The sequence below is a fragment of the Marinobacter sp. VGCF2001 genome (genome assembly GCF_049943275.1).
Classification (GTDB): Bacteria; Pseudomonadota; Gammaproteobacteria; order Pseudomonadales; family Oleiphilaceae; genus Marinobacter.
This window is the reverse complement of record NZ_JBNFVX010000001.1, coordinates 481,164-499,759: the sequence shown is the minus strand read 5'-3', so window position 1 is coordinate 499,759 and position 18,596 is coordinate 481,164. Positions and strand designations below refer to the sequence as shown.

The following is an 18,596-nucleotide window of genomic DNA, read 5'->3' as shown; positions in this document are numbered from 1 at the left end:
TACAGGGAGTCTGTTATGTCTTTGGAAGGCAAAATTGCTCTGGTAACCGGCGCCACTCGTGGCATCGGCAAGGCCATTGCCCATGAGCTTGCTCGCCAGGGGGCGCAAGTGATCGGTACCGCTACCAGCGCTGCAGGTGCTCAGGCGATCACTGATGGCTTGAAGGAAGCCGGATACAGCGGCTATGGCCTGGTCATGAATGTAGCCGAGCCGGAAAGTATCGAGGCCGGGCTGAAACAGATTGTAGAGCAATCCGGCGCGCCGCTGATTCTGGTCAATAACGCGGGTATAACCCGTGATAACCTGCTGATGCGCTTGAAAGACGATGACTGGTCGGCGGTGCTGGAGACCAATCTCTCCAGTGTCTATCGCACCAGCAAAGCGTTATTGCGTGGCATGGCGAAGGCTCGCTGGGGCAGGGTCATCAATGTCAGTTCGGTGGTTGCCAGCATGGGGAATCCCGGCCAGGGCAATTATTGTGCAGCAAAGGCCGGTGTGGAGGGCTTTACCCGCAGCCTGGCCAAAGAAATGTCGAATCGTGGCATTACCGCAAACTGTGTAGCGCCCGGATTCATTGATACCGATATGACTAAAAAACTGGACGATAAGCAGCGTGAAGCTATGCTGGAAATCATACCGGCTGGACGTCTTGGGGCGCCTGAAGAGGTGGCCTCGGTTGTGGCGTTCCTGGCTTCGGATGGCGCAGCTTATGTAACCGGAGAAACCATTCATGTGAATGGCGGCATGTATATGGGTTAAGCCCGCTCGCGGGCTGGTGTGCAACCCCTTGTCGCACAACATGTTTGACTGAACCCCTGCTTGTTTGCAGGTAGGGTTTAAACTAAACTGGCAGCCATTGAGTTGCTTGGTTGACACATAAAGTGAGGACATTATGAGTACAGTTGAAGAGCGCGTTAAGAAGATTGTTTGTGAACAGCTGGGCGTGAAAGAGTCCGAGGTTCAGAACACATCTTCTTTTGTAGAGGATCTTGGCGCTGACTCACTGGACACTGTTGAGCTGGTTATGGCCCTCGAAGAGGAATTCGAAACCGAGATTCCTGATGAAGAGGCTGAAAAACTGGGCTCCGTTCAGGATGCGATCGACTACATCGTCGCGCACACCTGATACCCGGCGAATCAGATAGCCAGGTAAAAGCCGTCCTTTGGGCTGATTGAAGGACGGCTTTTTTATTGGCCGAACAACGGCCAGCAGAGAACCATCGAACACGGAACAATCGGGTGATTGGGGATATGAGCAAGCGACGGGTTGTCATCACAGGAATGGGAATGGTGTCTCCGGTGGGGAATGATGTTGCTTCCTCCTGGGAAGCCATCCGAGCCGGGCGCAGTGGCATAGGGCTGATTGACCGCTTCGATGCGTCGGCGTATACCACCCGGATTGGTGGTGCCGTCAAAGCTCTCGATATTGAATCGTATCTGTCCAGCAAGGAAGCCCGAAAGCTGGACGTTTTTATCCATTACGGCCTGATTGCGGCCCAGCAAGCGGTCGATGACAGTGGTCTTGAGCAGTTTGGTGGTCTCGACAAAGAGCGGGTAGGCGTTGCCATCGGCTCCGGAATTGGCGGGCTGGAGTACATCGAGAAGAATGTCATCCAGATGGAAAAGTCAGGCCCACGCAAGGTATCGCCTTTCTTCGTGCCGGCGTCGGTCATCAACATGATATCGGGTAACACCGCGATCCGTTTCGGCTATCAGGGCCCGAATATTGCGATTGTCACGGCCTGCACCACCGGAACTCACAACATAGGATATGCTGCCAGAACGATCGCTTACGGGGATGCCGATGTCATGCTTGCCGGGGGCTCTGAGATGGCGACCACCCGCAGCGGTGTGGCGGCGTTTTCGGCGGCCCGTGCGCTGTCTACCCGGAATGACTCGCCGGAGCAGGCCAGTCGCCCCTGGGACCGGGATCGCGACGGATTCGTGCTCAGTGACGGCGCCGGGGTTGTTGTTCTGGAAGAACTGGAGCACGCCCGAGCGCGCGGTGCAACGATTTACGGCGAGGTCATCGGCTTTGGTATGAGCGATGACGCCCATCACATTACTGCACCGCCTTCCAGCGGTGAGGGCGCAGCCCGGTCGATGAAAAATGCCATTCGTGATGCCGGCATCAGCCCGGACCAGATCGGCTACATCAATGCCCACGGCACATCTACCCAGGTTGGCGATGTGGCAGAAGTGGCGGCCGTGAAGTCGGTGTTTGGCAGCCATGCGGAAAAACTGGCCATGAGCAGCACCAAATCGATGACCGGCCACTTGCTGGGAGCGGCCGGTGCGGTTGAGACCATATTTTCGGTGCTGGCCGTCCGGGAAGGTGTTCTGCCGCCGACGATCAATCTAGACAATCCTGATGAGGGCTGTGATCTGGATTTTGTCGCGCACAAAGCCAGAGACGCCGATGTCAAAATCGCTTTGTCGAATTCATTCGGTTTTGGTGGTACCAACGGAACTCTGATCGTCAGCCGTTACGAGGATTAACCGGGGGTGTTGAAAGTCTATTGGGCGGCGGATGACAGCCTGCCTTCCGGTGACCGGGGGCTGGCGTACGGTGATGGTTTGTTTGAAACCATCAGGGTAAGCCGGGGCCAGGCACCCTTGGTGATGCACCATCTGGAACGCCTGGTTCACGATGCCATGCGGCTGGGTATCCGCCTTGCCCGGCCCGAGATTGAGTCTGTGTTTGCCAGTGCTCTGGAGCGATACGGAGCACTGTACGGCGATGCCGACTGGATTCTCAAGCTGGTTGTTACCCGTGGTACCGGTGGCCGCGGCTACCGGCCCGCGGCGGCTGTAACGCCCAGCCTGTTTCTGTTCCACGCCAGCCTTCCTGTGCTGCCCCCGGCCAGCGGGGTGTCGGTGGACTTCTCGCGTATTCCCCTGACGGTCAACCCGCTGTTGGCTGGTATCAAGAGTCTCAATCGTCTGGAGCAGGTGATGGCGGCCAGCGAAATAAAAGAGCCGATTTTCGAACTGTTGATGTCGAATGCCGATGGTCATGTGGTGGAGGGCACCAGAACCAATATTTTTCTGCACACCCCGAATGGCTGGGTCACGCCTCCGGCAAAATCACTGGCGGTGTCCGGTGTTATGCGCCGGCAGGTGATCGAACGCTTGCATACGGTTGGCGAACCGTTGCGGGAGAGCGACGTGGAGATGGCGGACTTGCTGGGTAGCCATTGCCAGGGCCTGTACCTGACCAACAGCGTGCTCGGAGTTGTTCCTGTTCGCAATCTGGCGGGCCACGATTTGCCTGCCGGCAATCAGCTTGCGACAATTTGCGATCCCCACAAACGACCGGATTGATGCGCGTGTTGAAAAAGCTCCTGACAGGTATTGTTGCTCTTGCCGTTCTGGCCGCCACCGGCAGTGCTCTTTGGCTTTGGCAAGGTCTGAAGACCCTTGAGAAACCGGTCATGCTTGAAGAGCCGATCGTGTTCTCGGTAGAGGCGGGGTCGGCGTTCGGTCGAGTGGCGCGGGATCTTGCTGCCAGGGGCCTTGTTGACGATCCACTCTGGTTGCGGATTCACGGGCGCCTCTATCCGGAGCAGGCTTTGATCAAGGCTGGTGATTACGAGATCACATCGGGCATGACGCCAGTCGAGATCGTTGAGCGCATGGTGGAGGGCAAGGTCAAACTTTGGTCTGTCCAGTTTATCGAGGGCTGGACGTTTGCAGACATGAGAGAGGCTCTCGCCAGAACCGAGCAACTGGATAAACGAACCACGGACTGGACAGACGCGCAGATTATGGCCGAACTCGGGGCTGAGGGAGAGCACCCGGAAGGCTGGTTCTTCCCGGACACCTATCTTTTCCACAGTGACGAAACCGATCTGGATATACTTCGTCGGGCTTACGACATTATGGTCGAGACTCTGGCAGAAGAATGGCAGGGTCGAGAAGAGGGGCTGCCTTATGATAGCCCCTACGAAGCCCTCATCATGGCCTCGATTATCGAGCGGGAAACAGGCATCGCGGGAGAGCGTAAGGAAGTGGCGGGCGTGTTTGTGCGGCGTTTGCAGAAAGGTATGCGCCTGCAGACGGATCCCACCGTGATCTACGGCATGGGAGATGACTACCGGGGGCGAATCCGCCGCAGCGACCTTCGCACCCGGACGCCATACAATACCTATCGCATAGATGGTTTGCCTCCCACCCCGATTGCCTTGCCGGGGCGTGAATCGATTCATGCAGCCTTGCATCCCGATGATGGTGACGCCCTGTATTTTGTTGCCCGAGGTGATGGTAGTCACAAGTTTTCCCGCACTCTGGCTGAACACCAGAAAGCCGTCAGAGAGTTTCAACTAAATCGCCGGGAAGACTATCGGTCATTCCCGGCGCCGGGCTCCAAAACAGGTAGCGATGGAGATTGAATATTGTGGCCAGGGGACGTTTCATCACATTTGAGGGAACCGAGGGTGTTGGCAAGTCGACGCAGCTGAAAAACGCGGCCCGCACGCTTGACCGGTTGGGCATAGACTATATGGTGACGCGGGAGCCGGGTGGTACGCCTATGGCGGAAAGCATCCGCGAGTTGCTGTTGGCACCGCGGGAAGAGCCTGTTCAGGAAACCACAGAGCTACTGCTGATGTTCGCCGCCCGCGCCCAGCATTTGCATAATCGCATTCTGCCAGCGCTTGCAGCGGGCACCTGGGTATTGTGCGACCGGTTCACCGATGCCACGTTTGCTTACCAGGGCGGTGGTCGGGGTGTGTCGGCAGCGCGCATTGCGTTGCTTGAAGCTCTTGTACAGGGCGAGGTAAGGCCGGACCACGTGATTCTTCTGGATGCTCCGGTAGAGACTGGTATGGCGCGGGCCAGAAAGCGCGGTGAGCTCGACCGGTTCGAGCAGGAGGCTCAGGCGTTTTTCCAGCGAATACGGGAGACCTACCTGGCCCGGGCAACAGAAAAGCCTGAACGCTATCACGTGGTCAACGCGGCGTTGCCACTCGAGCAGGTGAGTGACAGTGTTTCTGCGTTGTTGGCCGCGTTGGTGAGCCTGCCGATCTCTGAATAGGGCCGAGAGATTACGGCCAGATTGTGTCTTTTCGTGCACTCTCGCTTCTGTTCTGCTTTAATTGAGGAACATTCTCGATAACGGCCTTCAGCAGTAATGCTCAACGCGAAACTTTTGAAGCTTCCAACCGCGGCCCAGCAACACCATCACGAGCATCATCAGATCGTGGTGGGTGTGCGAGGGCAAGCTGAGCTGAGTATCGATGGTTCCGGGGCCTGTCTGGATACCTGGAAGGCGTGCCTGGTGCCCACAGAGGCGCGCCATGACTTCTGTGGTGACCAGCAGAATCATGTTCTGGTGATTAACGTGGATCCCCTGGATGCGGCCCTGTCCACGCCCATGCACTCCGATTACGACCGGTGTATGCGGCTTTTTGAACAGCCTCGCACGATACAGATGGATAACCGGATACAGGGGCTGGTCCAGTTTGCCGCCGGTGAATTTGATCGCTCACCTGAGAACACGGTTCTGCATCGGCACCTGGCCGCGAGCATCCTGCACTGTATGGCAGAGCGAATTGTTGAAAAACCGTCGGTCTCGAATAACAGGAATGCTCTGAATCCGGAGGAGATCCGCCGCTACATCGTCGGCAACCTTCATCGCAAAATCAGTGTGCAGGACCTGGCTGGCGTGGCATGCCTGAGTGTTAGCCGGTTCCACGAGATTTTTCGCGAGGTAACCGGCACCACGCCTCATCAGTTCCTGCTTCAGACCCGGCTGGAGCAGGCCGTCGGGTTACTGTCGTCCACATCCCTTTCGGTTTCCGAAATCAGCTATCGTACCGGGTTTTCATCGCAAAGTGCCCTTACCAACGCGCTCCGAAAACACCGGGGTATTACTCCTTCCAGGCTGCAGTTGAAGGAGTATGTAGCGTGAATAGGGCAGTGATTCGCAGGCTTTAGCGTCAGTCCCGTAGGATTCTGCAAAATAATCGTAGGATTTTGTAAGCCTTGAATGCGTAGTAATACTAATTTGTATCGCCCGAGGACCGTGGCTTACGGATGTGCGCCGGCTGGTCGCAAAGCTCTGCCGATCAGCTATATTCAATGAGGAATCCCGGCAAGTTGATTCTTGCTACAGGTCTGACGAATCCGAGACATACAAAAAAACGGCACACAGTGCCGATCTGTGATCTGGTGTTGTGCCAATCGAGCGGAAAATATCCGACTCATAAAACCGGAGGAGCCATATGGCTATTGGAGTTTGGATCAGTCTATTTGCGTATTTCGCCCTGATGATCGTTATTGGCCTTTGGGCCATGCGGACGTCATCAGCCACTGCTGAGGATTATATGCTGGGGGGTCGTGCCCTCAGCCCCAAGGTTGCCGCCCTGTCGGCTGGCGCATCAGATATGAGCGGTTGGTTGCTGCTGGGCCTGCCCGGTGCGCTCTATGTTACCGGCCTGGCATCTGCCTGGATCGGTATCGGCTTGTTTGTCGGTGCTTTTATTAACTGGGTCGTGGTTGCGCCACGGTTGCGTGAGCAAACCGTGCATTATGGCAATGCGCTGACTATCCCGGCCTTCCTGGCTAACCGTTTCCCGACCAAGGCGCTGCCTTTGCGCACGGTATCGGCCATTGTTATCGTTCTGTTCTTTGCGGTTTACACAGCGTCAGGCCTGGTTGCCGGGGGCAAACTGTTTGAAAGCGCCTTTGCCGGTATCTTTAACTTTGGCGGCATGAGCGATTATGCGGCAGGTATTGTCATTACTCTTGGCGTGGTTCTGGCCTACACGGTCGTTGGTGGTTTCCTTGCGGTAAGCATGACCGACTTCGTGCAAGGCTGCATCATGATGGTGGCGCTGGTGATCATGCCGGCGGTTGTGCTGTTCGGTGAAGGCGGTGGCGGTTTCGCCCAGGCCTCAGAAACGCTGAACAGTGTCGATCCGACCCTGCTGTCCTGGACAGAAGGGCTCACCCTCATTGGCTGGCTGTCGGCTGTCACCTGGGGGCTTGGCTACTTCGGCCAGCCACACATTATCGTGCGCTTTATGGCGATTCGTACCGTTCATGAGGTGAGCACTGCCCGCAACATCGGTATGTCCTGGATGGGTATTTCCCTGATCGGTGCGATTGCGCTGGGCGTGTTCGGCCGCGCTTATGCGGTCCGTAACGGCCTGGACGTTGCAGACTCCGAAACCATCTTTATCGTTCTGGCAGACCTGCTGTTCCATCCGCTGATCACAGGCTTCCTGTATGCGGCTCTGTTGGCTGCGGTGATGAGTACCATTTCCAGTCAGCTGCTGGTTTCCTCCGCGTCACTGACCGAGGATTTCTACCGCCTCTTCCTGCGTAAGGATGCGTCAGACAAAGAGTGCGTCAACATTGGCCGGGCTTGCGTGGTTGCGGTTGGTCTGGTGGCGGCTTTCATCGCCTCTGACCCGGACTCCCAGGTGCTTGGCCTGGTCAGTAACGCCTGGGCTGGCTTTGGTGCTGCCTTTGGTCCGCTGATTATCCTGTCTCTGACCTGGCCGCGCACCAACGGTGCCGGCGCATTGGCTGGCCTGATTGTAGGGGCGGCCACAGTGATGATCTGGATCTCCCTGGGCTGGAACGGTGAGTTCATGGGCGGCCCGGGTGTATATGAGATTATCCCAGGCTTTATCGCCGCGTTTATCGCCATTGTTGTGGTGACTCTGGCTACCTCCGATGCCGGTGAGTACCAGCACATCGAGCGGTAAACGCTCGCACTGATTGCGATCAGTGGTTTGACAAAGGCTCCCCTCGGGGAGCCTTTTTTGTTGCCCAGGGTTTTATGCCAAAGGCCGGAACAGGGGAGAGGTCTATGATTATCTGTGCAGGGCGAAGATACAGGCACAAAAAAACGCCAGCCCGAAGGCTGGCGTTTTCAGATCAGAGGTAAGCTACCTCAGAGCATCTCAGGCTACGGTAGCCTCAGACGCCTTCTGGGTATACTCTTCCATCTGGTCGAAGTTGAGATACTTGTAGATCTCTTTGGACATGCTGTTCAGGTCCTTGGCGTACTCCATGTACTCCGCAGGGGAGGGGAGTTTGCCCAGAACCGCACCCACGGCCGCCAGTTCCGCAGAGGTCAGGTACACGTTGGCACCATCACCCAGACGGTTCGGGAAGTTACGGGTAGAGGTAGACAGCACCGTCGACTTGGCAGCAACTCGCGCCTGGTTACCCATACACAGGGAGCAGCCCGGCATCTCGGTGCGAACACCGGCGGTGCCGTAGGTGTTGAAGTAGCCTTCGTCCATCAGCTGCTGCTGATCCATCTTGGTGGGCGGAGACATCCACAGGCGTGTCTTCAGGGGCTCCTTGTTCTGCTCAAGCAGTTTGCCGGCAGCACGGAAGTGACCGATGTTGGTCATGCAGGAACCGATGAACACCTCGTCGACCTTGTCGCCAGCGACTTCGGACAGGAACTTGGCATCGTCCGGGTCGTTCGGGCAGCACACGATCGGCTCTTTGATGTCGGCCAGGTCGATTTCGATCACGTGGGAGTACTCTGCGTCTTTATCAGCACGCATCAGCTTCGGATCTTTCAGCCACTCTTCCATCTGCTGGGCGCGACGCTCCAGCGTACGCGGATCGCCGTAGCCTTCGGCAATCATCCAGCGCAGCATGACGATGTTGGAGCGCAGGTACTCGGCTACAGAGTCTTCCGACAGGTTGATGGTACAACCGGCCGCGGAACGTTCCGCAGAAGCGTCAGACAGTTCGAATGCCTGCTCAACAGTCAGGTGCTCCAGACCTTCGATCTCCAGGATACGGCCGGAGAACTCGTTGATCTTGCCTTTCTTCTCAACGGTAAGCATGCCTTGCTTGATGCCGTACAGCGGAATCGCGTGTACCAGATCGCGCAGGGTGATGCCCGGCTGCATTTCGCCTTTAAAGCGAACCAGAACGGATTCCGGCATATCCAGCGGCATAACGCCGGTAGCTGCGGCAAATGCCACAAGGCCAGAGCCGGCCGGGAAGGAGATGCCCATCGGGAAGCGGGTGTGGGAGTCACCACCGGTACCTACGGTGTCCGGCAGCAGCATACGGTTCAGCCACGAGTGGATGATGCCGTCGCCCGGACGCAGGGAAACGCCGCCACGGGTCCGGATGAAGTCCGGCAGGGTGTGCTGCATTTCAACGTCAACCGGCTTAGGGTAGGCGGCGGTGTGACAGAAGGACTGCATCACCAGATCGGCCTGGAAGCCCAGGCAAGCCAGATCTTTCAGCTCGTCACGGGTCATCGGGCCGGTGGTGTCCTGGGAGCCAACGGTGGTCATATGCGGCTCGCAGTAGGTGTTCGGGCGAACGCCTTTGCCTTCTTCCAGGCCGCAGGCCTTACCTACCATCTTCTGGGCCAGGGTAAAGCCCTTGTCGCCGGCTTCCGGATCTTTCGGCAGGCGGAAGATGTCGGTGGCGCCCAAGCCCAGAGCCTGACGCGCCTTGTTGGTCAGGCCACGGCCGATGATCAGCGGGATACGACCGCCGGCCTGAACTTCGTCCAGGATAACGTCGGACTTGAAACCAAATTCGGAAATGGTTTCGCCGGCCTCGTTGAGGATCTTGCCGTCGTAGGGGCGGATTTCGATAACATCGCCCATGTTCATGTTGTCGACCGGAGCTTCGAAAACCAGAGCGCCGGCGTCTTCCATGGTGTTGAAGAAGATCGGTGCAACCTTGCTGCCGATACAGACACCGCCGGCACGCTTGTTAGGCACGCCCGGAATGTCGTCACCAAAGAACCACAGAACCGAGTTGGTCGCAGATTTACGGGAAGAGCCGGTGCCAACGACGTCGCCAACGAAGGCAACGGGCAGACCCTTGGATTTGATTTCGTCGATCTGGCTCATCGGGCCGGTTACACCGGGCTCTTCCGGCTTCAGGCCGTCACGTTCCATTTTATAGGCAGCGCGGGCGTGCAGCGGGATGTCCGGGCGGGACCAGGCATCGGGAGCCGGCGACAGGTCGTCGGTGTTGGTTTCGCCGGTTACCTTGAACACGACCATCTTGGTGCTCTCGGGAACCTTCTTCTTGTTGGTGAACCACTCGGCGTTGGCCCAGGACTCTACCACTGCTTTGGCGACCGCGTTGCCAGCGTCCATCTTTTCCTTCACATCGTTGAAGGCGTCGAACATCAGCAGGGTCTTTTTCAGTTGCTCACCGGCAAGCTCCGCCAGGCTGCTGTCATCCAGCAGCTCAACCAGAGTTTCGATGTTGTAACCACCCTGCATCATGCCCAGCAGTTTGACGGCATATTCCTTGCTGACCAGCGGAGAAGTAGCTTCACTTTTGGCCACCGCGGACAAGAAAGCAGCCTTAACGTAGGCAGCTTCATCGACGCCCGGTGGAATGCGGTTTTCCAGCAGGTAAACCAGGGTTTCTTCCTCGCCGGCCGGCGGATTCTTCAGCAGGTCAACCAGTGCGGCGGTCTGCTCGGCATTCAGAGGCTTGGGGGGAATACCCAGGGCTTCACGTTCGGCAACGTGTTCACGATAGGCTTCTAACACGATAGGGACCCTCATCAGTTGGAATGTTCCGCGCAGTGGGCGTGATGCCCAGCGGGAGTTTTTTGGCGAAAAGGCCGCAGGAGCCTCTGAATAACGCCTCAAATCACTGATGGGGTTTCAGGATTTATTCAGAGACTCCTTGATCTGGCGCTGCATTCTATAGGAAACCCCTTATAAAGTTAAGTTGGACAGAGGTCGGATAGGTCTGTTAAGTGCGGTACAATCCCGCGCTGATTTTTCAGGCCTGAGATGACTATGACCGATGCCCTGCAGGAAATTCACGATTTTCTTCCGTGCCGCACTCCCCAGGCGTGGATTGATAACGCGCTCGCCAATCAGGATCTGCTGCTGATTGACCATGCCCACTGCGAGAAAAAAGCGGCATCTACCGCCTTGAGCCTGATGTATCGTTACGTTGATAACAGCGATTTGCTCAATAAAATGTCGCGGCTGGCTCGTGAAGAGTTAAGGCATTTCGAGCAGGTCTTGTCGATTATGGGCAGTCGTGGCGTGAATTACGCGCATTTATCGCCGGCGCGCTATGCCGCGGGGCTGCGGGCCGAGGTCAGGGCGGAAGACCCGGGCCGTCTGGTGGATGTGCTGATTGTAGGCGCGATTATCGAAGCCCGCTCCTGCGAACGGTTTGCGGCGCTGGCACCTTTTCTGGATGACAAACTGGCGGATTTCTATAACGGACTGTTGAAGTCAGAGGCGCGCCATTATCGGGATTATCTGAAGCTTGCGGAACAGGCGAATGGCGGCCCGGTGGACGATCGTCTGGCCACGTTTCTGGCTGTCGAGCAGACATTGATAGAAACGCCGGATTCCGAGTTTCGGTTTCACAGCGGCCCCGTACCGGCAGGCTGAAGTTCTTTGCAAAGTGAGATCCAGCGGGCAATGCCGGCGCTCCGGTATTTCTGCTTATGAAGAATGAAATAGAATTGACGATCAAACCGCCGATGGGCCGGTACGCTCAGGGGAACGAGGCTTTCGCGCTTGAAAGCGTCAGCCAGGACAACCTTGGACAGGCAGCCTATGCCCAGATTGGCCTCGACAGCACGTTTGATGGCTTCGGTATGTTCCAGTTCCAGTAATATGTTGAGGTCTGGCAGCAGGCCGTGCATCCCCCTCTCAAAGCTCTGGCGCGTTCCCGAGCCCTGTTCCCGCATAATCCAGACGGCCTCGCGAAGATCCTTGTCGGTCAGAGTCTTTTTCTGAGCCAGGGGATGGGTTGGGGCGCAGAATACCGTCAGCTCGTCTTCCCGCCAGGGAATGACCTCCAGCTCCTGAGACTGTAGTTCGCCTTCGATCAGACCGATGTCCAACTCGAAATCCTGGACCCTGCGGGCGATCGAGCTGGTATTGGCGACCTCCAGAGAAACTTTCGGGCGGGTAGGGGTATTCATGTATTTTGCCATAACGCCAACGGCCAGATAGTTCCCTATAGTTAAGGTAGCTCCGACTTTCAGGGCACCAACTTCGGAATGTTTGCTAAAGGCCTGTTCCAGCTCCGCGGCCTGTGCCAGCAGGGATTCCGCCTTGGGGCGGTAAAGGCGGCCGAGTTCGTTCAATTGCAGTCGTTTACCGACCCGGTCGAACAGCTGAATGTCGAACTGGCTCTCCAGTTCTTTCAGGGCGCTGCTGGCCGCCGATTGAGACATGGCGAGCGATTCGGCAGCCCGGGTGATGTTCTGGAAGTGCGCGGCGGCAAGAAAAACCTCGAGCTGGCGAAAGCTGTATTTCATTTTTGTTCCGGCAAAGGTTGTTTATCGAAAAAATCGAATAGCCTTATGAAAACAGCCCGTTTTGTCGATTTCAAGCAAAAGAGTAAACTGTTTCCAATTCCTGAAGGACTGACACTAATAGGCGAGGGCTCCCATGAGCAACCTGATGAAAGAAACCGTAACCAGTGTGCACCATTGGAACGATACCTTGTTCAGTTTCAAAACCAGTCGGGACCCCGGGTTTCGGTTCAAGAATGGCCACTTTGTCATGATCGGCCTGGAAACAGACGGCAAGCCGTTGATGCGAGCTTACAGTATTGCCAGCGCCAATTATGAGGAAGAGCTGGAATTTTTCTCCATCAAGGTGCCGGATGGTCCGTTGACCTCACGTTTGCAGCAGATTCAGGTAGGCGACGAAATTCTGGTCAGTCGCAAGCCCACCGGTACGCTGGTGCTCGACAATCTGCTACCGGGCCGGAATCTCTGGCTGATCAGCACCGGCACCGGGCTGGCGCCGTTCATGAGTATCATCAAAGATCCGGAAGTGTATGAAGCTTACGACAAGGTGATTCTGACCCACGGCGTGCGCTACATTTCGGAGCTGGCATACCAGAAGGAAGTTGAAGAGCTTCCGGAGAATGAGTTTTTTGGTGAAATGGTCAGCGGCAAGCTGGTTTATTACCCCACGGTGACGCGTGAGCCGTTCCGCAATCAGGGCAGGCTGACCGATGCCATGGAAACGGGCAAGATTACCCGTGACCTGGGCCTGCCGGAGTTCGACGTGGAGCAGGATCGGTTCATGATCTGCGGTAGCCCGAGTATGCTCAAAGACACCTGCGCCATTCTCGACAACATGGGCTTTAAAGAAGCCCGTGGTGGTGACATGGGCCACTATGTGATTGAGAGAGCATTCGTAGAGCAGTAATGTGACATCACCGGATGGGTGGGCGAAAATCCTGTGGCTGGCGCCGCAGGATTTTTTTATTGGGCGGGGTGTGCATCACTTTCCGGAGGCAAGAGTAACCATGAAAACCGTCAACCTGGTGCTCATTTTGTTGTGGGCTTTGTCTCTGGCTGCCTGCGATAACGACTCTGAGCAGGGGAGCGCCGCACCCGGGTCGGATTTAGCAGCGGTGCCAGGTGATGTGGTGGAGGTTACCCTCGCATTGGACCCGGCGCAGCTGGATTGGGTCGGCCAAAAGGTGTTTCAGAACGAGTGTGCGGGCAGGCTTCAGTGTCTGGTGCACTGGAATCAGGGTGAAGCCTTTCCTTCTTTGGGCATCGGGCATTTTATCTGGTATCCGGCGGCGGTAGAGGGGCGTTTCGTCGAAAGCTTCCCGCAACTGATTGACTACATGCAGCAACGTGGCGCGGATATTCCGGCCTGGTTGCTGGCTCTGCAGCCGTTCGATGCGCCCTGGCCAGACCGGGCTGCGTTTCTTCAAGCGCAGGATTCTGCGCAGGTTGCGCAGTTACGGCAGTTTCTGGCGAAAACCCGGTGGCTGCAGGCGGAGTTTATTTTTCGCCGGGCACAGGCGTCATTGGGGCAGGTACTGGCTGCCGCGCCCGAGGAGCGTCGGCCAGCCCTCCGGGCACATCTTGAAGCGTTGAGCGCGACCCCGGGCGGTGTTTATGCGCTTATGGATTACGTGAACTTCAAAGGAGAAGGGCTTGCGCCCGCTGAACGTTATGACGGCGAGGGCTGGGGCCTGCTACAAGTATTGCTGGCGATGGATGTCGGGCCGGGCCAGCCCCGTCTCGAGGCCTTTCGTGAAGCCGCAGGCCTGGTATTGGCGCGCCGCGCCGGGAATGCGGCGAATGCGATAGAACATGAGCGCTGGCTCCCCGGTTGGCTCAAGCGCCTTGAAACCTACCGGGAGCCTGCGTCATAAGCGAGCTACAGCGGCTCTTTGAGCAGTTGAATTTCTTTGCCGGGTTGGGCTTCCAGCCACCAAGCGTTTTCATCCCAGTCACCCAGAACGATGCGGTGCGCGGGCTTGCCGTTCGCCTCCAGTTCGTGAATGGCCGGGCGGTGGGTATGGCCATGAATCATCAGTTGCAGACCGTGATTTTCCAGTTCACGAACCACTTCCGCCGGTGTGACATCCATGATGGTCTCGGCTTTTCCCTGATTCTTCGCCATGGAGATCTCGCGGAGTTGCCGGGCCATTAGCTGGCGATCTTTCAGAGGGCGGGCGAGCAGCATTTTCACCGTTTGCGGGTTGCGCATATTGGTCCGGAACTTCTGGTATTCCTCATCGGCTGTACAGAGGCTGTCGCCGTGCATGAGCAGTGCCGGGGTGCCGTAGAGATCCACTACGGTGGGATCGTCCAGCAAGGTAGCGCCGGCGCGCTTACAAAAGTCCTCGCCAATCAGGAAGTCCCGGTTGCCGTGCATCAGATAGATGTCGGTGCCAGCGTCACTGACCTTTCTGAGTGCCTTTGCGATCTGCTCCTGTAACGGTGTTCGTTCATCATCACCGATCCAGGCTTCAAAAAAATCGCCAAGGATGTACAGGCGTTCTGCGCCAGGAACCCGCGAACCGAGAAAATCGAGAAAGGCGCCCGTGATGTCCGGGCGCGTTTCTTCCAGGTGCAGATCCGAGATAAACAGCGTGGTCACGCGTCCTCCAGAACCTCGGCTTTTTCGATAATCACATCCTCAAACGGGACATCCTGGTGGCCGGCACGCATGGTGGTGCGGGTGGCGCGAATCTTGTTGACGGTGTCCATGCCCTCGGCGACTTTGCCGAACACGCAATAGCCCCAGCCTTCGGCCGTTTTGGCGGTGTGGTCCAAAAAGCCATTGTTTTCAACGTTAATAAAAAATTGCGCAGTGGCGGAGTGTGGGTCCATGGTGCGTGCCATGGCAACGGCGCCGACCATGTTGCTCAGGCCGTTATCGGCCTCATTCTGGATGGGATCCCGGGTCTTGCGGGGGATCATGCCCGGCTCAAAGCCGCCGCCCTGAACCATGAAGTTGCTGATGACGCGGTGGAAGATCAAACCGTCGTAAAACCCGTCACGAACGTACTGTTCGAAGTTTTTTGCCGTCTCGGGGGCCTTTTCATAGTCCAGTTCGAGTTTGATATCACCAAAATTTGTCTTCAGCAGAATCATCGGGGTTTCCTGTATTTAGGGAGTCAGAAGGTTTACCGCGTTTATTGTACTCAAGAGTTTCCTTCGGTGCATGAGTCCGGCAAGGATTTGTGAGTATAATAGGCGGTTTAAACGGAGCATCCGGACAGCTCCCATGATTCATTCCCTGTTAACAGAGATTGTATGAGCGCCGAGTCGAAGAAAGCCCACAATTTTATCCAGAGCCTGATTGAAGACGCCATTTCCAAAGGGGAGCACACCGGCAAGGTGGTCACGCGCTTCCCCCCGGAGCCTAATGGCTATCTGCATATTGGTCATGCCAAGTCGATCTGCCTGAACTTCGGGATTGCGGAAACCTTTGAAGGTGACTGTAACCTGCGGTACGACGACACCAACCCGGAGAAGGAAAACCAGGAGTACATCGACGCTATCAAGCAGGATGTGGAATGGTTGGGTTATCAATGGGCCGGGCAGGCGCGTTTCGCTTCCGATTATTTTGACCAGCTGTACGCCTTCGCTGAAGAGTTGATCCAGAATGACAAGGCCTATGTCTGTGCGTTGAACGCAGACCAGATGGCGGAGTATCGCGGGTCGCTGAAAGAGCCCGGCAAAAACAGTCCTTACCGGGACCGGCCGGTCGAGGAAAGCCTGCAGTTGTTCCGGGATATGCGTGATGGCAAGTTCCAGAACGGCGAGCTGGTGCTGCGGGCGAAGATTGATATGGCATCGCCCAATATCAATCTGCGCGATCCGATTTTGTATCGTATCCGTTATGCAGATCATCACCAGACCGGCGACAAATGGTGCATCTATCCGATGTACGACTTCACCCACCCGATCTCGGACGCCCTGGAGGGCATTACCCATTCCCTGTGCACGCTGGAATTTGAAGACCATCGGCCGCTGTACGATTGGGTGCTGGATAACATCACCATTCCCTGTCATCCGCGCCAGATCGAATTTGCCCGGCTCTACCTGAATTACACCGTCACCAGCAAGCGGAAGCTGAAACGCCTGGTGGATGAGAATCTCGTCAATGGCTGGAATGATCCACGAATGCCGACCATTTCGGGAATGCGGCGCCGGGGCTATACGCCGGAGTCCATTCGCAACTTCTGCGATATGATCGGCGTGAACAAGGCGGGCGGCACCGTGGATGTGGGGATGCTTGAGCACGCTATCCGCGAGGACCTCAACAGCCGTGCGCCGCGTGCCATGTGTGTGATGAGGCCTTTGAAGGTGACGTTGAACAATTATCCGGTGGGCCAGACCGAAACCCTGACGCTGCCCGTGCATCCGCAGAACCCGGACATGGGGGAGCGGGAGGTTACCTGGAGCCAGACTCTGTATATCGACCACGAAGATTTTGTGATCGAGCCGCCCAGGAAGTGGAAGCGGCTGGCTCCGGACCAGGCCGTGCGTCTGCGTGGGGGGTATGTGATCACCTGCAAGAATGTGGTGCGTGACGAGGCCGGTGAGATTGTCGAACTCCAGTGTGAGTATGATCCGAACACGCTGGGCGTGAATCCGGAGGGTTACAAGCCCAATGGAGTGGTTCACTGGGTCTCGGCCGAGGATAGCGTGGAGACTGACATCAATCTGTACGACCGGCTGTTCAACCACGAGAACCCGGACAGCGATAAGGAAGGCGACATTCTTGATCATCTGAACCCTGAATCCCTGGTGGTTCTCAAGGGGGCCCGGGTTGAGAAAAGTCTGGCACAGCCGCGCACGGATCTCCCTTATCAATTCGAGCGCGAGGGTTATTTCTTCTGTGATCAGGAACTAACCGCCCGCGCCGGCAAGCCGGTATTCAATCGTACGGTGACCCTGAGAGACTCCTGGGGTAAAGGAGGAAAATAATGCGTATCTACAACACGCTGACTCAGCAAAAAGAAGAGTTTAAAACCCTGGAGCCTGGCAAGGTGCGAATGTACGTGTGCGGGATGACCGTGTACGACTACTGTCATCTGGGCCACGCCAGGGTGCTGGTGGCGTTTGATGTGATTACCCGTTACCTCCGTCATTGTGGCTACGACGTACACTACGTGCGTAACATCACCGACATTGACGACAAGATTTTGCGGCGGGCGGATGAAAACGGGGAGGTATATACCGATCTGACCGACCGCATGATCGGGGCCATGCACGAGGATGAGGCCAGATTGGGTGTTTTGTCGCCTACGGAAGAGCCCCGCGCTACCGCTTTTATTGACGACATCATCGCCATGATCCGGACACTGGTCGCAGGAGGTCATGCTTACGCGGCCGATAATGGCGATGTCTATTTTGCGGTGGAGTCGTTCCCCGATTACGGCAAGCTCAGCAAGAAAAAGCTGGACGATCTGCTGGCCGGAGCGCGTGTGGACGTTCAGGAAGCCAAGCGCAGCCCGGCGGATTTCGCACTCTGGAAAGCTGCCAAACCGGGTGAAGTGAGCTGGTCGTCGCCCTGGGGTGAAGGGCGCCCCGGTTGGCACATCGAATGTTCGGCGATGTCCGGCAAATGCCTTGGCGATACTTTTGATATTCATGGCGGCGGGCCGGATCTTTTGTTTCCGCATCATGAAAACGAGATTGCCCAGTCCGAGTGTGCTACTGGCCACAAATTTGTGCACACCTGGATGCACGCCGGCGCCATTCGGGTGAACAAAGAGAAGATGTCCAAGTCACTGGGTAACTTCTTTACCATTCGTGAGATTCTGGAGAAATATCCGGCTGAGGTGGTGCGCTACTTCCTGGTGTCCAGTCATTATCGCAGCCAGGTGGACTACTCCGAGGACAACCTGGCCGAGGCGGGCCGGACTCTGACCAAACTGTATCATGCGCTGCGCGGTGTCGTGCCGGCGAAGAGTGCCGATGTGCCGGAAACCGGGCATGACCGGCAATTTGCAGACGTCATGAATGACGATTTTAATACCGCCGGCGCCATTGCGGTGCTGCATTCGGTGGCCAATGACATCAACCACCAGCGTCGGGAAGGGGACGAGGATGCCGCCAAGCGCAGTGCCGCGGTACTGGTGCGGCTCGGTGGCGTGCTTGGATTGTTGCAGCAAGATCCTGAGGCGTTTTTCCAGGCGGACACAGGCAGTGAGCTAACCGCTGAAGATATTGCCGCTCTGATTCAGGCGCGCGCGGATGCCCGTAAGGCGAGGGACTTTGCCGAGGCCGATCGCATCCGCGACCAGCTGCTTGAAAAGGGCATCATCCTGGATGACAGCCGGGAAGGTACCACCTGGCGCCGGGCCTGATCTGCTTGATCACAAAG

Annotated in this window: 17 protein-coding genes; 13 read left to right on the top strand and 4 right to left on the bottom strand. The window is 56.8% G+C overall.

Annotated elements, in window-relative coordinates; translation table 11 throughout:
- The first annotated feature begins 15 nt into the window (after positions 1-15).
- The 8 genes from fabG to putP all read left to right on the top strand — a co-directional run bounded on the left by fabG (position 16) and on the right by putP (position 7,715).
- Entirely contained in the window at positions 16-759 is a 744-nt protein-coding gene (gene fabG, locus ACP2AU_RS02310) for a 3-oxoacyl-ACP reductase FabG (RefSeq protein ID WP_426374153.1), read from the top strand.
- Between the two features lie 133 nt (positions 760-892).
- The gene (gene acpP / locus ACP2AU_RS02305) at positions 893-1,126 is read left to right on the top strand and encodes an acyl carrier protein (RefSeq protein ID WP_022988070.1); all 234 of its coding nucleotides are present in this window, start codon (positions 893-895) and stop codon (positions 1,124-1,126) included.
- Between the two features lie 125 nt (positions 1,127-1,251).
- On the top strand, positions 1,252-2,499 hold the full coding sequence (gene fabF, locus ACP2AU_RS02300; RefSeq protein ID WP_426374152.1) for a beta-ketoacyl-ACP synthase II: 1,248 nt from the start codon (positions 1,252-1,254) through the stop codon (positions 2,497-2,499).
- Between the two features lie 6 nt (positions 2,500-2,505).
- Positions 2,506-3,324: an aminodeoxychorismate lyase gene (pabC, locus tag ACP2AU_RS02295; protein ID WP_426374151.1), complete on the top strand. Its 819-nt coding sequence runs from the start codon at positions 2,506-2,508 to the stop codon at positions 3,322-3,324.
- A complete protein-coding gene (gene mltG, locus ACP2AU_RS02290) occupies positions 3,324-4,391 on the top strand; it encodes an endolytic transglycosylase MltG (protein ID WP_426374150.1) in 1,068 nt (355 codons plus the stop codon). The genes pabC and mltG overlap by 1 nt, the downstream gene beginning before the upstream one ends.
- Before the next feature lie 2 nt (positions 4,392-4,393).
- Positions 4,394-5,035, top strand: coding sequence for a dTMP kinase (gene tmk, locus ACP2AU_RS02285; protein ID WP_426374433.1), 642 nt, complete (start codon positions 4,394-4,396; stop codon positions 5,033-5,035).
- Between the two features lie 96 nt (positions 5,036-5,131).
- On the top strand, positions 5,132-5,911 hold the full coding sequence (locus ACP2AU_RS02280; RefSeq protein WP_426374149.1) for an AraC family transcriptional regulator: 780 nt from the start codon (positions 5,132-5,134) through the stop codon (positions 5,909-5,911).
- 313 nt (positions 5,912-6,224) lie between these two features.
- Entirely contained in the window at positions 6,225-7,715 is a 1,491-nt protein-coding gene (gene putP, locus ACP2AU_RS02275) for a sodium/proline symporter PutP (protein WP_426374148.1), read from the top strand.
- 198 nt (positions 7,716-7,913) lie between these two features.
- Here putP and ACP2AU_RS02270 read toward each other — a convergent pair whose 3' ends face one another.
- Positions 7,914-10,508 (bottom strand): bifunctional aconitate hydratase 2/2-methylisocitrate dehydratase, encoded by a 2,595-nt coding sequence (locus ACP2AU_RS02270; RefSeq protein ID WP_426374431.1) that lies wholly within the window; start codon positions 10,506-10,508, stop codon positions 7,914-7,916.
- A gap of 255 nt (positions 10,509-10,763) precedes the next feature.
- Here ACP2AU_RS02270 and ACP2AU_RS02265 point away from each other — a divergent pair, with 255 nt between their 5' ends.
- Positions 10,764-11,375: a tRNA-(ms[2]io[6]A)-hydroxylase gene (locus ACP2AU_RS02265; RefSeq protein ID WP_426374147.1), complete on the top strand. Its 612-nt coding sequence runs from the start codon at positions 10,764-10,766 to the stop codon at positions 11,373-11,375.
- On the opposite strand, the gene ACP2AU_RS02260 is transcribed toward ACP2AU_RS02265, so the two are convergent.
- Entirely contained in the window at positions 11,348-12,253 is a 906-nt protein-coding gene (locus tag ACP2AU_RS02260; protein ID WP_426374146.1) for a LysR family transcriptional regulator, read from the bottom strand. The genes ACP2AU_RS02265 and ACP2AU_RS02260 overlap by 28 nt on opposite strands.
- Positions 12,254-12,386: 133 nt before the next feature.
- On the opposite strand from ACP2AU_RS02260, the gene ACP2AU_RS02255 reads away from it, so the two are divergent.
- On the top strand, positions 12,387-13,157 hold the full coding sequence (locus ACP2AU_RS02255; RefSeq protein WP_426374145.1) for a ferredoxin--NADP reductase: 771 nt from the start codon (positions 12,387-12,389) through the stop codon (positions 13,155-13,157).
- Positions 13,158-13,257: 100 nt separating this feature from the next.
- Positions 13,258-14,124 carry a hypothetical protein gene (locus ACP2AU_RS02250; protein WP_426374144.1) on the top strand — a complete coding sequence of 289 codons (867 nt, stop codon included), beginning with the start codon at positions 13,258-13,260 and terminating at the stop codon, positions 14,122-14,124.
- Positions 14,125-14,129: 5 nt separating this feature from the next.
- Here the strand turns inward: ACP2AU_RS02250 and lpxH are convergent, their stop codons facing one another.
- Positions 14,130-14,855 (bottom strand): UDP-2,3-diacylglucosamine diphosphatase, encoded by a 726-nt coding sequence (gene lpxH, locus ACP2AU_RS02245; RefSeq protein ID WP_426374143.1) that lies wholly within the window; start codon positions 14,853-14,855, stop codon positions 14,130-14,132.
- A complete protein-coding gene (locus ACP2AU_RS02240) occupies positions 14,852-15,352 on the bottom strand; it encodes a peptidylprolyl isomerase (protein WP_426374142.1) in 501 nt (166 codons plus the stop codon). The genes lpxH and ACP2AU_RS02240 overlap by 4 nt, the downstream gene beginning before the upstream one ends.
- Positions 15,353-15,514: 162 nt before the next feature.
- On the opposite strand from ACP2AU_RS02240, the gene ACP2AU_RS02235 reads away from it, so the two are divergent.
- Both ACP2AU_RS02235 and cysS read left to right on the top strand, forming a co-directional pair.
- On the top strand, positions 15,515-17,194 hold the full coding sequence (locus tag ACP2AU_RS02235; RefSeq protein ID WP_426374141.1) for a glutamine--tRNA ligase/YqeY domain fusion protein: 1,680 nt from the start codon (positions 15,515-15,517) through the stop codon (positions 17,192-17,194).
- The gene (cysS, locus tag ACP2AU_RS02230; protein ID WP_426374140.1) at positions 17,194-18,579 is read left to right on the top strand and encodes a cysteine--tRNA ligase; all 1,386 of its coding nucleotides are present in this window, start codon (positions 17,194-17,196) and stop codon (positions 18,577-18,579) included. Before ACP2AU_RS02235 ends, cysS begins: the two co-directional genes overlap by 1 nt.
- Positions 18,580-18,596 lie beyond the last annotated feature (17 nt).

What these genes read in the sequence shown, in the direction of transcription:
- fabG (WP_426374153.1), top strand. Translation starts at nt 16, where the DNA reads ATGTCTTTGGAAGGCAAAATTGCTCTGGTAACCGGCGCCACTCGTGGC.
- acpP (WP_022988070.1), top strand. Translation starts at nt 893, where the DNA reads ATGAGTACAGTTGAAGAGCGCGTTAAGAAGATTGTTTGTGAACAGCTG.
- fabF (WP_426374152.1), top strand. Translation starts at nt 1,252, where the DNA reads ATGAGCAAGCGACGGGTTGTCATCACAGGAATGGGAATGGTGTCTCCG.
- mltG (WP_426374150.1), top strand. Translation starts at nt 3,324, where the DNA reads ATGCGCGTGTTGAAAAAGCTCCTGACAGGTATTGTTGCTCTTGCCGTT.
- ACP2AU_RS02280 (WP_426374149.1), top strand. Translation starts at nt 5,132, where the DNA reads ATGCTCAACGCGAAACTTTTGAAGCTTCCAACCGCGGCCCAGCAACAC.
- putP (WP_426374148.1), top strand. Translation starts at nt 6,225, where the DNA reads ATGGCTATTGGAGTTTGGATCAGTCTATTTGCGTATTTCGCCCTGATG.
- ACP2AU_RS02265 (WP_426374147.1), top strand. Translation starts at nt 10,764, where the DNA reads ATGACCGATGCCCTGCAGGAAATTCACGATTTTCTTCCGTGCCGCACT.
- ACP2AU_RS02260 (WP_426374146.1), bottom strand. Translation starts at nt 12,253, where the DNA reads ATGAAATACAGCTTTCGCCAGCTCGAGGTTTTTCTTGCCGCCGCGCAC.
- ACP2AU_RS02255 (WP_426374145.1), top strand. Translation starts at nt 12,387, where the DNA reads ATGAGCAACCTGATGAAAGAAACCGTAACCAGTGTGCACCATTGGAAC.
- ACP2AU_RS02250 (WP_426374144.1), top strand. Translation starts at nt 13,258, where the DNA reads ATGAAAACCGTCAACCTGGTGCTCATTTTGTTGTGGGCTTTGTCTCTG.
- ACP2AU_RS02240 (WP_426374142.1), bottom strand. Translation starts at nt 15,352, where the DNA reads ATGATTCTGCTGAAGACAAATTTTGGTGATATCAAACTCGAACTGGAC.
- ACP2AU_RS02235 (WP_426374141.1), top strand. Translation starts at nt 15,515, where the DNA reads ATGAGCGCCGAGTCGAAGAAAGCCCACAATTTTATCCAGAGCCTGATT.
- cysS (WP_426374140.1), top strand. Translation starts at nt 17,194, where the DNA reads ATGCGTATCTACAACACGCTGACTCAGCAAAAAGAAGAGTTTAAAACC.